The 12,974-nt window shown below is 34.8% G+C and carries 12 protein-coding genes and 1 other annotated feature; of the genes, 10 read left to right on the forward strand and 2 right to left on the reverse strand.

The genetic code is table 11. From position 1 onward, the window contains the following. Positions 1 to 27: 27 nt before the first annotated feature. The 8 genes from upp (at position 28) to EQM13_RS03250 (ending at position 8,594) form a co-directional block, all read left to right on the forward strand. A complete protein-coding gene (upp, locus tag EQM13_RS03215; RefSeq protein ID WP_114218256.1) occupies positions 28 to 657 on the forward strand; it encodes a uracil phosphoribosyltransferase in 630 nt (209 codons plus the stop codon). A 149-nt stretch (positions 658 to 806) separates the two neighbouring features. Further along, positions 807 to 1,058 (forward strand) — a binding site (T-box leader). Between the two features lie 113 nt (positions 1,059 to 1,171). Further along, positions 1,172 to 1,690: a tryptophan transporter gene (locus tag EQM13_RS03220; protein WP_114218255.1), complete on the forward strand. Its 519-nt coding sequence runs from the start codon at positions 1,172 to 1,174 to the stop codon at positions 1,688 to 1,690. A gap of 144 nt (positions 1,691 to 1,834) precedes the next feature. After that, a complete protein-coding gene (locus EQM13_RS03225) occupies positions 1,835 to 2,887 on the forward strand; it encodes a glycosyltransferase family 4 protein (protein ID WP_114218254.1) in 1,053 nt (350 codons plus the stop codon). A 20-nt stretch (positions 2,888 to 2,907) separates the two neighbouring features. Beyond that, positions 2,908 to 4,020, forward strand: coding sequence for a non-hydrolyzing UDP-N-acetylglucosamine 2-epimerase (wecB, locus tag EQM13_RS03230; RefSeq protein WP_114218267.1), 1,113 nt, complete (start codon positions 2,908 to 2,910; stop codon positions 4,018 to 4,020). A gap of 18 nt (positions 4,021 to 4,038) precedes the next feature. Continuing rightward, complete coding sequence (locus EQM13_RS03235; RefSeq protein ID WP_170177304.1) at positions 4,039 to 5,757, forward strand: sigma 54-interacting transcriptional regulator; 1,719 nt, start codon at positions 4,039 to 4,041, stop codon at positions 5,755 to 5,757. 323 nt (positions 5,758 to 6,080) lie between these two features. Beyond that, positions 6,081 to 7,259, forward strand: coding sequence for an acetyl-CoA C-acetyltransferase (locus EQM13_RS03240; protein ID WP_071140375.1), 1,179 nt, complete (start codon positions 6,081 to 6,083; stop codon positions 7,257 to 7,259). 19 nt (positions 7,260 to 7,278) lie between these two features. Then, positions 7,279 to 7,935 carry a CoA transferase subunit A gene (locus tag EQM13_RS03245; RefSeq protein ID WP_071140376.1) on the forward strand — a complete coding sequence of 219 codons (657 nt, stop codon included), beginning with the start codon at positions 7,279 to 7,281 and terminating at the stop codon, positions 7,933 to 7,935. Continuing rightward, a complete protein-coding gene (locus EQM13_RS03250) occupies positions 7,935 to 8,594 on the forward strand; it encodes a 3-oxoacid CoA-transferase subunit B (protein ID WP_071140377.1) in 660 nt (219 codons plus the stop codon). Before EQM13_RS03245 ends, EQM13_RS03250 begins: the two co-directional genes overlap by 1 nt. Before the next feature lie 35 nt (positions 8,595 to 8,629). On the opposite strand, the gene EQM13_RS03255 is transcribed toward EQM13_RS03250, so the two are convergent. Next, positions 8,630 to 9,304: a potassium channel family protein gene (locus tag EQM13_RS03255; protein WP_071140378.1), complete on the reverse strand. Its 675-nt coding sequence runs from the start codon at positions 9,302 to 9,304 to the stop codon at positions 8,630 to 8,632. Between the two features lie 15 nt (positions 9,305 to 9,319). Next, a complete protein-coding gene (locus EQM13_RS03260) occupies positions 9,320 to 10,594 on the reverse strand; it encodes a TrkH family potassium uptake protein (protein WP_206172791.1) in 1,275 nt (424 codons plus the stop codon). A gap of 246 nt (positions 10,595 to 10,840) precedes the next feature. On the opposite strand from EQM13_RS03260, the gene EQM13_RS03265 reads away from it, so the two are divergent. Both EQM13_RS03265 and murA read left to right on the forward strand, forming a co-directional pair. After that, the gene (locus tag EQM13_RS03265) at positions 10,841 to 11,632 is read left to right on the forward strand and encodes a YwmB family TATA-box binding protein (RefSeq protein ID WP_161567164.1); all 792 of its coding nucleotides are present in this window, start codon (positions 10,841 to 10,843) and stop codon (positions 11,630 to 11,632) included. Positions 11,633 to 11,653: 21 nt separating this feature from the next. After that, positions 11,654 to 12,910, forward strand: coding sequence for a UDP-N-acetylglucosamine 1-carboxyvinyltransferase (gene murA / locus EQM13_RS03270; RefSeq protein WP_200796124.1), 1,257 nt, complete (start codon positions 11,654 to 11,656; stop codon positions 12,908 to 12,910). Positions 12,911 to 12,974: the final 64 nt, after the last annotated feature.

The raw sequence follows: 12,974 nt of genomic DNA on the forward strand, positions 1-12,974 counted from the left end.
AAAATTAAATATGGAAGGAGTTTTAATATGGGGAAAGTAGTAGTTTTGGATCATCCGTTGATTAAGCACAAGTTAACTTTTATAAGGGATAAAAATACTGGGGCTAAGGAGTTTAGAGAATTAGTAAAAGAAATTTCTATGCTTATGGCTTATGAAGTTACCAGAGATTTTACCCTTGAAGAAATAGAAATAGAAACACCCATATGCAAAACTAAATCTCAAATTATTTCAGGGAAAAAATTAGGATTGGTACCTGTTCTCAGAGCAGGATTGGGAATGGTTGACGGTATGCTTAACATTCTTCCTGCGGCAAAAGTTGGACATATTGGATTGTACAGAGATCCTAAAACATTTAAGCCTGTGGAGTATTTTTGTAAACTTCCTCAAGATATCGGCGAAAGAGATTTGATAGTATTGGACCCAATGTTGGCGACAGGAGGAAGTGCAACGGCAGCAATAGGATTTTTAAAGAAAAGGGGTGCCCAAAATATAAAGCTCGTAAATATTATAGCGGCACCTGAAGGAATAGAGAAAGTAAAAAGTACTTATCCGGATGTGGATATATATGTAGCAAGTATAGACGAAAAGTTAAATGAACATGCATATATAGTTCCCGGACTGGGAGACGCAGGAGATAGGTTATTCGGAACTAAATAGAAATAGAATTTTATAACAAAGGCTTCCTTAATATAAAAAATTAATATTAAGGAAGCCTTTGTTGAAACCCATTTACCTGATTTTCCCATAGGATATAAGAATATTGACTTTATTTGAAATTTAGTGTAAACTTATTTTAATAAAATATTTTAAATTTGATGAATAGAAATAGTAAACGATAATTTCTGAATTATAGCGAGTCGGAGTCGGTGTAAGTCCGATATTTAGAGTTTTGTTGAATGGGTCTAGGAATTATGGGGCGAAGTATAGTAGCCTTAATCGGGGATTTCCCGTTATAGAAATAGGATATCGAGTATTATAACTCCGTATCTGTTAGAGTGAGATGAATATTATTCATCTAATGTGGGTGGTATCACGGAAATTAACCTTTCGTCCCTTTGTTATGGGGATGAAGGGTTTTTTTATTTTAATTGGGAGGTGACAAGTATGTTGTGAACAGAAGATGAAATACACTGGCAAAATAAAAAAATAAAAACTAAGGAGAGAATTGATTATGAATTTAAGAAAAAACATTTTAACAGCATTGCTTGTTGCCATTGGTTATGTCCTCCATCAGATTGTCCCGGGTACTATTGGAGGAATGAAGATGGATATGATGCTTGCAGTATTATTTGTGTCTTTGCTCATAAACCCGAAATTTAAAAATGCGATTTTGACAGGTATATTGGGAGGAATTGTTACGGCTATGACTACAACTTTTCCGGGAGGACAGATACCCAGTATTATTGAGAAGATAATTACTTGTATTGCAGTTTATTTAATGATTAAAGGAACGGAGAAAGTTTCTCACAAAAATATTAGAGCAGGGGTTATTGCTTTTGTGGGAACTATAATCAGCGGAACTATTTTTTTAGGCTCGGCTTCCTTTATGGCAGGACTTCCGGCCCCATTTGTATTACTGTTTACAAGTATTGTAATTCCTACATCCATAACGAATATCTTTGTAACGCTGATAATATATAAAGTAGTTAAAATTGCAATAAAAGCTACGAGATTTAATGCGGCTGACTGAATAAAAGAGAATTAGGTTAAAGCATTATCGGAATTTGCTGAAAGCTGGTAATAACGATAATGCTTTAATTATTGTATTCATTGACTTATTGTAAAAACTAATATAAAATCGAATAAGAAATAAAAAATTAAGGAGAGAAAAATAATGGAGAAATATATAATATCTTTTTTTGTCGCAGCGGTTATTTCAATGTTTATGACGCCTATATCGAAGAAAATAGCCATAAAAGTCGGTGCTATAGATATTCCTAAAGATGAAAGAAGAATACATAAAAAGCCTATTCCTCTTTTGGGAGGGTTGGCTATTTATACAGCAACCATGATTTCAATTTTAATTTTTTTGCCTATGAATAAAAGCCTCTTATCAATAATTATAGGAGGAACTATAATATTTATTTCGGGGATTATTGATGATAAAAAGAATTTAAGCGCTAAGACAAAATTGATTTTTCAACTGCTGGCAGCAGTAGTTTTAATATTGGGAGACGTAAAAATTGATTTTATTACAAATCCTTTTTCAAGGACCAGTACTCTTCTTTATTTAAAGGGGTTTTCCATACCTCTGACAATATTTTGGGTAGTAGGAATTACTAATACGTTAAATCTTATAGACGGATTGGATGGGCTGGCTGCCGGTGTTGCTATGATTGCCAGTTTGTCTCTGCTTATTGTTGCAAATAGATTTGGTTACATAGAAATTACGATTATATCTGCCATATTGGCCGGTTCCTGTTTGGGATTTCTTCCATACAATTTTAATCCTGCAAAGATATTTATGGGAGATACAGGAGCTTTATTTTTAGGATTTATGCTTTCCGTAGTTGCAATAGAAGGAGTAATGAAAAGCGTAGCCACTATAGCAATAGTTGTTCCCATAATTATATTGGGACTCCCGATATTCGATACAACCTTTGCTATATTTAGAAGACTTCTTAATGGAAGACCAATAATGGAAGCGGATAAAGGGCATCTTCATCACAGACTTCTTCAGAGAGGCCTTACTCAAAGGCAGACCGTTCTTATTCTGTATCTTATAAGTGCAGTATTTGGGTTTGCAGCAGTTATTATTGCTAAGATCAATAGCAGGCAGGGAATAATAATTTCAGGAACGATAATAATTTTAACCATATTATTAGCCAGAAGAATGGGACTTATTGATAAGAGCAAGAATAGCAGCGTTGACGATAAAAAAAGGTAGGAGGGAAAAGTTTGAGTAAAATAAAGGTAATGACCATATTTGGGACAAGACCTGAAGCAATAAAAATGGCTCCCATAATAAAAGAGATGGAAAAAAGAAAAGAGATAGAAAGTATAATATGCGTAACAGCTCAACACAGACAAATGTTGGATCAGGTGTTGAATTTATTTCAGATAAAACCTGATTATGATTTGAATATATTCCATAAAGGACAGACTCTGACGGAAATAACTACAAGGGCCTTGGAAGGACTGGAGAAACTGATAATACAGGTTAAGCCCGATTTGGTATTGGTTCAAGGAGATACTACCACAGTTTTTGCCGGAGCATTGGCTGCTTTTTATCAGAGAGTCAAAGTAGGTCATGTGGAGGCTGGGCTTAGAAGTGGAGATATATATTCTCCCTATCCTGAAGAAGCAAATAGAAAACTTACAGGCATAATTGCCAATTATCATTTTGCGCCTACTGAAAGAAACAAGAAAAACCTTCTTAATGAGGGCTATGATGAAAAAAATATATTTATCACGGGGAATACGGTAATAGATTCGTTGCTGCATGTAATTAGGGAAGATTATATTTTTCAGAATGAATTTTTAAATCATTTGGATTATAAAAATATAAAGACAATACTTGTTACATGCCACAGAAGAGAAAATATCGGCAAACCCATGGAAAGTATATTTAGTGCTATTAAGGAAGTGGTAAAAAAGCATGAGGATGCAGAAGTGATTTTCCCTATTCATTTAAATCCTAAAGTGAGAAATATTGCCTATGAGGTATTTGATCAAATGAAGAGAGTTCATATAATCGAACCGTTAGATTATGAACCTTTTGTTAATTTGATGTTTAGAAGCTATATAGTTGTTACGGATTCCGGGGGGTTACAGGAAGAGGCGCCAAGTCTTGGGAAACCGGTTCTTGTAGTAAGAAAGGAAACTGAAAGACCTGAGGGTATAGAAGCCGGAACCGCAAAATTAGTCGGTACATGTAAAGATGATATATATAGGGAATTGAATCTGCTTCTTACGGATAAAGGGGAATATAAAAAAATGGCTAATGCTGTTAATCCTTACGGAGACGGAAAAGCGTCCGAAAGGATAGTTAATATCATAATAAATAAAATGGGGACTTAAAGAGTAGAGGTGAATTTTATGGCTGAAAAGGAAGAATCTTTTTTGAACTTTATTATTGAGAATATCTTTGACGGAGTTATATTCTTCGGTGTAGAAAAAGATTTGTTATATATGAATTCCGCTGTAACAAAAATTCTTGAAGTGGAACAAAGTCAAATATCTTATGAGTATTATGAAAAATTCGTACAGAGTCAAATAATGTCTGACTCTAAAGGTGAAGAAAGGGATAAAAAAGAGGGACAGATTAAAAAAGGAAATAAACATATATTTGTAAAGGATATTACGTACATTTTAGACGGAAAGTACTGCGGAAATCTTATAATACTGAGAGATATAACAAAAATAAAGGATTCGGAAATTCAGTTAAAAGAATTGAAATATAGTTTAGATATGATAGAAGATATATTGGACTATGCTTATGAGGGAATAGTATTGGTAGATGGAAATGGGAAAATAGTAAAGATGAACTATGAAAAACTTTTGGGAATAAAAGAAGAAGATGCTCTGGGTAAAAAGGTTCAGGATGTAATAGAGAATACAAGGATGCATATAGTTGCTAAAACCGGGAAAAAAGAAATTCACTATGTTCAGAAAATTCAAGGCCATGATATGATTACAAACAGAATACCTATAATCAGAGACGGGAAAGTCATAGGAGCCGTAGGTACGGTACTCTTTAAAGACGCGGCGGAAGTAAAGGATTTAGCAAAAGATCTTGCTGTATTGGAAAAAAGGATAAATGGATATAAAGGAGAAATTGAAAGACTTCAGGAAACTAAATATTCCTTTGACAGCATTATAACTCAAAATCCTAAAATGGAATATTTAAAAAAGATTGGGAGAAAGGCTGCGGAGTCGAATTCTACGGTATTGATTACAGGAGAAAGCGGTACTGGAAAGGAAATGTTTGCTCATTCCATTCATAAAGCAAGCTACAGAAAATACGAATCCTTTCTACCCATAAATTGTGCGGCTATTCCAAGAGAGCTTTTGGAATCGGAGCTTTTCGGATATGAACAGGGAGCGTTTACAGGAGCGAAAAAAGGAGGAAAACCCGGAAAATTTGAGCTTGCCAACGGAGGGACCATATTCCTTGATGAAATTGGCAGTATGCCCTTAGAGATGCAGGCAAAGCTTTTAAGAGTATTGGAAGACAAAGAAGTTGAAAGAGTAGGGGGAACAGACAAAATTAGTCTTGATATTAGGATTATTGCAGCTACTAATGAGAACCTTGATGAAGAAATTAAAAACGGAAGATTTAGAGAAGATTTGTTTTATAGGTTAAATGTTATATCTATAGATATTCCGCCTTTAAGGTATAGAAGAGAAGATATTCCTCTTCTGGCCGAAAGTATTTTTAAAAAACTTTTAAAGGAATTAAGATTGAGAGACATAATACTCAGCAAAGAGGTTGTAGAAATATTATCAAAATATAATTGGCCGGGAAATGTAAGAGAATTGAGAAATGTTTTGGAGAGAGCATTGAATTTATGCTCCGAAGGCGTTATATATCCTAAGCATATTTCTGAACATATTATTGAAAAAACCAAGTATTGTATAATCAAAAAAGAACCTCTTACATTAAAGGATAGGATACAGGAAACTGAGATTAAAGCAATTCGTGCTGCTATTGTTGCTTCCGGTGGAAATAAGACTTTAGCTGCCAAAAAACTTGGAATTCACAGAACTGCATTATATAAAAAGATTGAAAAATATAAGCTTATGGATAGTATATAAATTGATACAGTTTTTAAATAAATGTATCTATAAATCTACACATAGATTACATCAATGAGATACCAAATTCTAAATAATTTATGAAGGACATTCAGGCAATCGTTTGCAGAACTGTATTTAAAAAAGTGTAGTAAAATAGGTACAAAATTTTATAAAATTATGTCATAAATTTCACAAAGTCTATTGATAAATGAAAAAAGTATTGTTATAATTATAACATAGACATTAATTTTAGAGCTAATTTGTATGGCATGATAAGTGCATAGTAAAAAAATAACCTATTTGCACTTTAAAAATTATTTTAAAAAATAGGAGGAATAAAAATGAAAGAAATAGTTATAGCTAGCGGAGTCAGAACACCTGTAGGGACATTCGGAGGGGCATTTAAAGACGTTTCTGCGGTAGAACTTGGGAAAATAGTTGTAGAAGAAGCGATAAAGAGAGCAAATATTAAACCTGATATGATTGATGAAGTTATATTTGGAAATGTTCTTCAGGCAGGCCTTGGTCAAAACGTGGCAAGACAAGTTGCGATACATGCAGGGATTCCGGTAGAGGTACCGTCTTATACCGTAAACAAAGTATGCGGTTCCGGTTTAAAGACTGTTGCATTGGCTGCTCAAGCTATATTAGCAGGGGATGCTGATATAATTGTTGCCGGAGGAACAGAAAACATGAGTCAGGCACCTTACTTATTGAAAAAGGCAAGATGGGGAATGAGAATGGGTAATGGCGTGATTGAAGACTATATGATTCATGATGGCTTATGGGATATTTTCGGTGATACTCATATGGGAATTACGGCTGAGAATGTTGCTGAGAAATGGGGAATTACAAGAGAGGAACAAGACCAATTTTCTCTCAGAAGCCAACAAAGATCGGAAGCTGCAATCAAAAGCGGAAGATTTAAAGATGAAATAATACCTGTATCTGTTCCTCAAAGAAAGGGAGATCCTAAAATAGTTGATACAGATGAACATCCGAGATTCGGTTCAACTATTGAAGGAATGAGAAAGTTAAAACCGGCATTTAAAAAGGACGGAACGGTAACAGCAGGGAATGCTTCGGGAATTAACGATGGAGCGGCTGCTCTTGTTATTATGTCCAAGGAGAAAGCAGATGAACTTGGCATTAAACCAATTGCAACAATTTTATCTTATGCTTCTGCGGGAGTAGAGCCTTCAATTATGGGAACAGGACCTATACCTGCAACGAGAAAGGCTTTGAAAAAAATAAATATGAAAGTTGAAGATATGGATTTGGTAGAAGCAAATGAAGCTTTTGCGGCTCAGTCTTTAGCAGTAGTTAAAGAACTTGGCCTGGACCCGGCAAAAACCAACGTCAACGGAGGTGCTATAGCATTAGGACATCCTATAGGAGCATCCGGAGCAAGAATACTTGTTACTCTTCTGTATGAAATGATGAAGAGAGACTCAAAACTTGGTTTGGCTACTTTGTGTATTGGAGGAGGCCAGGGCATAGCAATGGTAGTTAAAAGGTAAAATATTGGAGGTGCATTGAATGAATAAAGTTGTAACCATAGATGAAGCTGTTAGCCATATTAAAGACGGTATGACTGTAATGGTAGGGGGATTTTTATCTTGCGGAACTCCTCATAAACTAATGGATGCATTGGTAAAAAACGGGGTTAAGAATTTGACGATTATATGTAATGATTCCGGCTATCCGGAATCGGGAGTGGGGAAGCTGATAGTTAACAGACAGGTAAAAACTTTATATGCTTCTCATATAGGTACTAATTCTGAAACGGGAAGACAAATGAATTCTAAGGAATTAGAAGTTCATTTAATTCCACAGGGAACTTTAGCGGAAAGAATAAGAATTGCCGGTGCAGGATTAGGAGGATTTTTAACTCCTACCGGAGTAGGCACCATAGTGGAAGAAGGAAAACAGAAAATAGAGATAGACGGAAAGGTTTATTTGCTGGAATTACCGTTAAAAGCCGATGCAGCATTAATATTAGGACATAAGGTTGATAAAAAAGGCAATATAGCGTATAGAGGAGCTACAAGAAATTTCAATACGATTATGGCTACAGCCGCTGATTTGGTAATAGTTGAAGCAGAAAATCTGGTTGAGGTCGGAGAAATTGATCAAAATGATGTTGTGACACCTGGACTTTTTATAGATTATATAGCATTTGGAGGCGAAAATTAATGGATAGAAGTGAAATAAAGTCTTTAATTGCGAGAAGAGTTGCTAAGGAACTTAAAGATGGAGATGTCATAAACTTAGGGATAGGTCTTCCAACTATGGTTGCAAATTATATACCTCATGATATGGATATTACTTTTCATTCGGAAAACGGATTTATAGGATTGGGTTCTGTCCCTGAGTCAGGAATGGAGGATAAGGATATAGTTAATGCAGGAGGGCAATTTGCCACGGTAAAGAAGGGCGGAGTATTTTTTGATAGTGCTGTGTCCTTTGGAATAATCCGTGGAGGCCATGTAGATGCTACAGTTCTTGGAGCTCTTCAGGTTGATCAGGAAGGGAATCTTGCGAATTGGATGATTCCCGGGAAAATAGTTCCCGGAATGGGAGGAGCAATGGACTTGGTAGTAGGAGCCAAAAAGGTAATAGTTGCTATGGAACATACCGCAAAGGGTTCTCCCAAAATCCTTAAAAAATGCAGCCTTCCCCTTACTGCGGCAAGGGAAGTGGATCTTATTGTTACGGAAATGGGTGTAATAGAAGTAACGAAGGAAGGATTAGTATTAAAGGAAATAAATCCTGAATTTACAATTGACGAAATCAAATCCGTTACTGAAGCGGAATTGATAATTCCGGAAGATTTAAAAGAAATGGAAATTTAACAACTCGGAGGCTCTCCGAGTTGTTTTATTTAAGATTACAGATTGAGAAGAGTTTTTTCAAATCTGTTTATATTTTCTTTTTTGCCTAATATCACTATAGTATCATTTTCTTTTAATATAATGTCAGGATCTATATCAACGAATATTTCTCCGTCTTTGACAATTGCGATGATGTTTAAGTTAAACTTTTTTCTGAGGTCTGCATCTATTATTGTTTTGCCATCAAATTGTTCTGGAATTTTAACTTCGGATATAGCAAATTTACTCGAAAGCTCTATATAATCCAATGTTCGTGAACTGGTCAGTGAGTTTGCAAGACGGATTGCTCTATCCCTTTCCGGATATACTACTTCGGCTCCTATTTTTTTTAGTATTTTCCCGTGTTCTGCACTGATGGCTTTGGAAATAACTCTCGGAACCCCTAGTTCAATTACATTAAGAGTTGTTAATATACTTATTTCAATTTGCTCCCCTATGCACACGATAACAGTTTCGCAATTTTGTATTCCTGCTTCTTTGAGAGTTGCTTTATCCAAATGTGGTGTGACTAAAGCATTCCCTACTTTGTCCTGTATTTGATTTATTTTATCTTCATTACTGTCTAACACCAAAACGTCTTTTCCCATATCCGCAAGGGTTTCAGCAAGAGCAAACCCGAAACGTCCTAATCCTATAACTCCGAAGGGAATAGTCGATTTATATTTTAACATTATAACATCCTCCTATTAACCTATTGTAATTTTTTCTTCGGGATAGGACAGACTGGATGGAGTTCGAGAAAACCATATACACATCATGGTAAGTGGACCGAGTCTTCCGCAAAACATTGTAAAGGATAAAATTATTTTGCTCAAGTCTGCCAGATATGGAGTTATTCCCGTAGATAATCCAACTGTCCCAAATCCGGACACAGTCTCAAAAAGTACTTGTAGAAAAGTATATTGAGGCTCAATAAGACATATTAAAAATGTGTTGAAACATACTAACAAGCCTGCAAGCGTCATAATAACAAATGCTTTTATTATAGATTCTTTAGGTATTTTTCGTTTAAATGCAGTACAATTTTTATTAGCAGATATACTGTATATACTTTTAAATATTACAAAAGCAGTCGTTGTTTTAATACCGCCTCCTGTAGAACCGGGGGATGCTCCTACAAACATCAAAAAAATAAGAGTCAATAATCCGGAGGTAGAGAAATCTCCTAAAGGATAAGTATTAAAACCGGCCGTTCTTGCAGACGTACTTTGAAAAAATGCGCCTAACCAAGAAATATTTTCCGTACATTTTAGAAGAACAGTTCCAAGAGTCAGTAATGTTACGGTCATAGTAATTACAATTTTTGTATTTACGCCGAAAGTTTTAAAATGTTTTTTCTGCTTAATTTCTCTAATAGCATAAAATCCTAATCCTCCAAAGATAATCAGTCCGCAAGTAGTCAAATTCAACAACACATTGTCCTTGTAAGGAGTTAAGTTTTTAAAATCTCCCAAGATATCAAATCCGGCATTGTTAAAAGCGGAAATTGAGTGAAAGATGCTTATACCAAGTGCCGATAGTGGAGAATAATCCTTGGAAAATACTAAGAAACTAAGAATTATGCCGGTTCCTTCGAAAAAAACAGTAGTTGTAATTATTGATTTGACTAATCGTACCATTCCTTGAAGAGAATTAAGGTTCATTGATTCTTTAACTAAAATACGTTCTTTTAATCCGACGTTTTTCCTTGATAGAAGAATAAAAGCAACACCTATAGAAGCAACTCCCAATCCTCCTATTTGAATTAAAATAGCAACGACCGTTCTTCCGAAAACATTGAATGTATTTGCTAAATCAACAGCAACTAATCCGGTAACACAGACTGCCGATGTAGCAGTAAACAATGCATCGACTAATGTTACAGAAACACCTTCGTTTGACGAAATTGGTAAGTATAATAAAGTTGTTCCTGTTAAAACGACTAAAGCAAATCCTAAAACGATTATTCTTCCCGGACTCATTTTTTTAAAGTTAATCAATGCTTCCTACCTTCCTTGTCATTCAAAATTATTACAATATTATTCATTATTATAGCATATTAATATGGAATATAAAATAGGTAATGTCATAGGTTTAAAAGTATCTTTTCCTGGTAATACTTATACAGTGAGGAAAGGGTACTTTTTTTGAGTAACGATGTTTTGTCCCCCTTTACATTTTGCTGGAAAGTGCTTTTTCCTCTAATGTACCTTTTGGGAGGGGAGAGTATGAAATTATTTAAAAGATTTTTATTAATATGTATAATTTTATCAATGGGAATGGTGAATTTTGGAGAGTGTAGGGAAGAAATAGATGATGAAGATATAATACTTCAATCGATGGAAAATATTGGGGCAAGTTTTTTAGAAGAAGATATAAGTATGGGGGGAGAAATAAATCAGCGCATTTTAACAGAAAAAGAGATAAGAATTTTAGGGAAAGAAATGAAAAATGAAATGGGCATAGTTGGTGAAAAAGTTGATGAAAATATGTATTTACCTGAAGCGGAGAAAAAATCTTATGTAGAAAAATTGATAGCAGAGGAAAAAAGCATTCAGCTTTTAATATGGGGAAAAGATAAAAATGAAAATTCTGCCCTTATAAATATTTCTACATATGAAACTGAAAAAGGAGGTGAAACCTATTTGTTTTTAAATAAAGTAAAAAAAAGTAATAATGAATATTATGACGATATTAAGCTGAAAATGGAAGGTATCTTTAAAAAATTTGACTCTGAAGCGGAAATTACTACTTGCGTAATTGGAACTTTTAATGGAAAATTAAATAGACAGAGTCAAGAAAAGAAAATAGATGAAGCTTTAAAGTATATAAAGGGAAATGTTGTTGAAAAATATTCGGATGAATCTTTGATATCCGTTTCAGCTTTTTCGCCTGTATTAGGCAAATATATATTTTCAGGCAATAAAAAGATGAATTATAATATTTCTATGAGGTATAATGAATATGAAGACAAAACTTATATATGGATTGGAATGCCAATTATTATACTTGAATACTAAAGGATAAAAGGAGGGATTTTATTGGAGAAAATAGTGGTGGAAAAAAGCCCTCCGTTGAAGGGAAACGTTAGAGTAAGCGGAGCAAAGAATTCAGCACTACCTATACTTGCAGCATCTCTTTTAGGAACGGAAGATATTATCCTTGAGGATGTACCTAATTTAAAGGATGTTGATGTCATATGTGAAGTTCTTACATCTTTGGGAGCAAAGGTAGAGAGGTATGAGGAAGGAAAGATAAAAATCAATTCCGTGAATATTGATAAATATGAGACTCCCTATGAATTAATGAGTAAGATGAGGGCATCTTTCCTGGTAATGGGACCTTTATTGACCAGGATTGGAAAGGCTAAAACTTCGCTTCCGGGAGGATGTGCTATAGGGACTCGGCCTATCGATTTACATTTAAAAGGATTTAGAGCATTGGGAGCAAACATTGACGTAGATCACGGATATGTTGAAGCTTTTGCAGATAAGTTGATAGGAGACAGAATTTATTTAGACTTTCCAAGTGTAGGAGCGACGGAAAACATTATGATGGCTGCGGTTCTTGCTGAAGGAGAAACTACCATAGATAATGCTGCAATGGAGCCGGAAATAGTTGATTTGGCTAATTTTCTAAATAAGTTAGGAGGAAATGTAAAGGGAGCAGGTACCAGTACTATCAGAATTAAAGGAGTAGACAATTTAAAGGGGACTGTTCACTCTGTTATTCCGGACAGAATAGAAGCCGGAACTTTTATGGTAGCAAGTGCTATCACAGGAGGAGACGTTATCATAGAAAATGTTATTCCAAATCATATAAAGCCTATTATAGCTAAACTAAGAGAAGTAGGCTGTGATGTATATGAAAATGGTGATAAAGTAAGGGTTGTAGGAAATACAAAAATAAAAGCGGTGGATGTGAAAACTCTTCCTTATCCTGGTTTTCCTACGGATATGCAAGCTCAGTTTATGGCTCTAATGAGTATAGCTGATGGAACAAGTGTTATCATTGAAACTGTATTTGAAAACCGATTTATGCATGTAGACGAATTAAAGAGAATGGGTGCAGATATAAAGATAGATGGAAGAAGTGCAATTATACAAGGAGTTAATTCCTTGATGTCGGCTCCGGTAAAAGCTACGGATTTAAGAGCGGGAGCAGCCCTTATTTTAGCTGGACTTGTAGCGGACGGCAAGACCGAAATTGATAACGTATATCATATAGACAGAGGTTATGACCATATAGAAGATAAATTTTCCCAACTTGGCGGGAAAATTTATAGAATAGAATATTAAACATAGTATCTTTTTCCCCTGCATAGAATTTAAAGAGACAAAAGAACAAAAAGAGGGGGAAAAG

The organism is Acidilutibacter cellobiosedens, assembly GCF_004103715.1.
GTDB lineage: Bacteria > Bacillota > Clostridia > Tissierellales > Acidilutibacteraceae > Acidilutibacter > Acidilutibacter cellobiosedens.

Excerpts from the sequence above, each read along its gene's own strand:
- EQM13_RS03250 (WP_071140377.1), top strand. The coding sequence starts at position 7,935 with ATGGATAGAAGTGAAATAAAGTCTTTAATTGCGAGAAGAGTTGCTAAG.
- EQM13_RS03265 (WP_161567164.1), top strand. The coding sequence starts at position 10,841 with ATGAAATTATTTAAAAGATTTTTATTAATATGTATAATTTTATCAATG.
- EQM13_RS03235 (WP_170177304.1), top strand. The coding sequence starts at position 4,039 with ATGGCTGAAAAGGAAGAATCTTTTTTGAACTTTATTATTGAGAATATC.
- EQM13_RS03220 (WP_114218255.1), top strand. The coding sequence starts at position 1,172 with ATGAATTTAAGAAAAAACATTTTAACAGCATTGCTTGTTGCCATTGGT.
- EQM13_RS03225 (WP_114218254.1), top strand. The coding sequence starts at position 1,835 with ATGGAGAAATATATAATATCTTTTTTTGTCGCAGCGGTTATTTCAATG.
- EQM13_RS03240 (WP_071140375.1), top strand. The coding sequence starts at position 6,081 with ATGAAAGAAATAGTTATAGCTAGCGGAGTCAGAACACCTGTAGGGACA.
- EQM13_RS03245 (WP_071140376.1), top strand. The coding sequence starts at position 7,279 with ATGAATAAAGTTGTAACCATAGATGAAGCTGTTAGCCATATTAAAGAC.
- EQM13_RS03260 (WP_206172791.1), bottom strand. The coding sequence starts at position 10,594 with ATGAGTCCGGGAAGAATAATCGTTTTAGGATTTGCTTTAGTCGTTTTA.
- EQM13_RS03255 (WP_071140378.1), bottom strand. The coding sequence starts at position 9,304 with ATGTTAAAATATAAATCGACTATTCCCTTCGGAGTTATAGGATTAGGA.
- upp (WP_114218256.1), top strand. The coding sequence starts at position 28 with ATGGGGAAAGTAGTAGTTTTGGATCATCCGTTGATTAAGCACAAGTTA.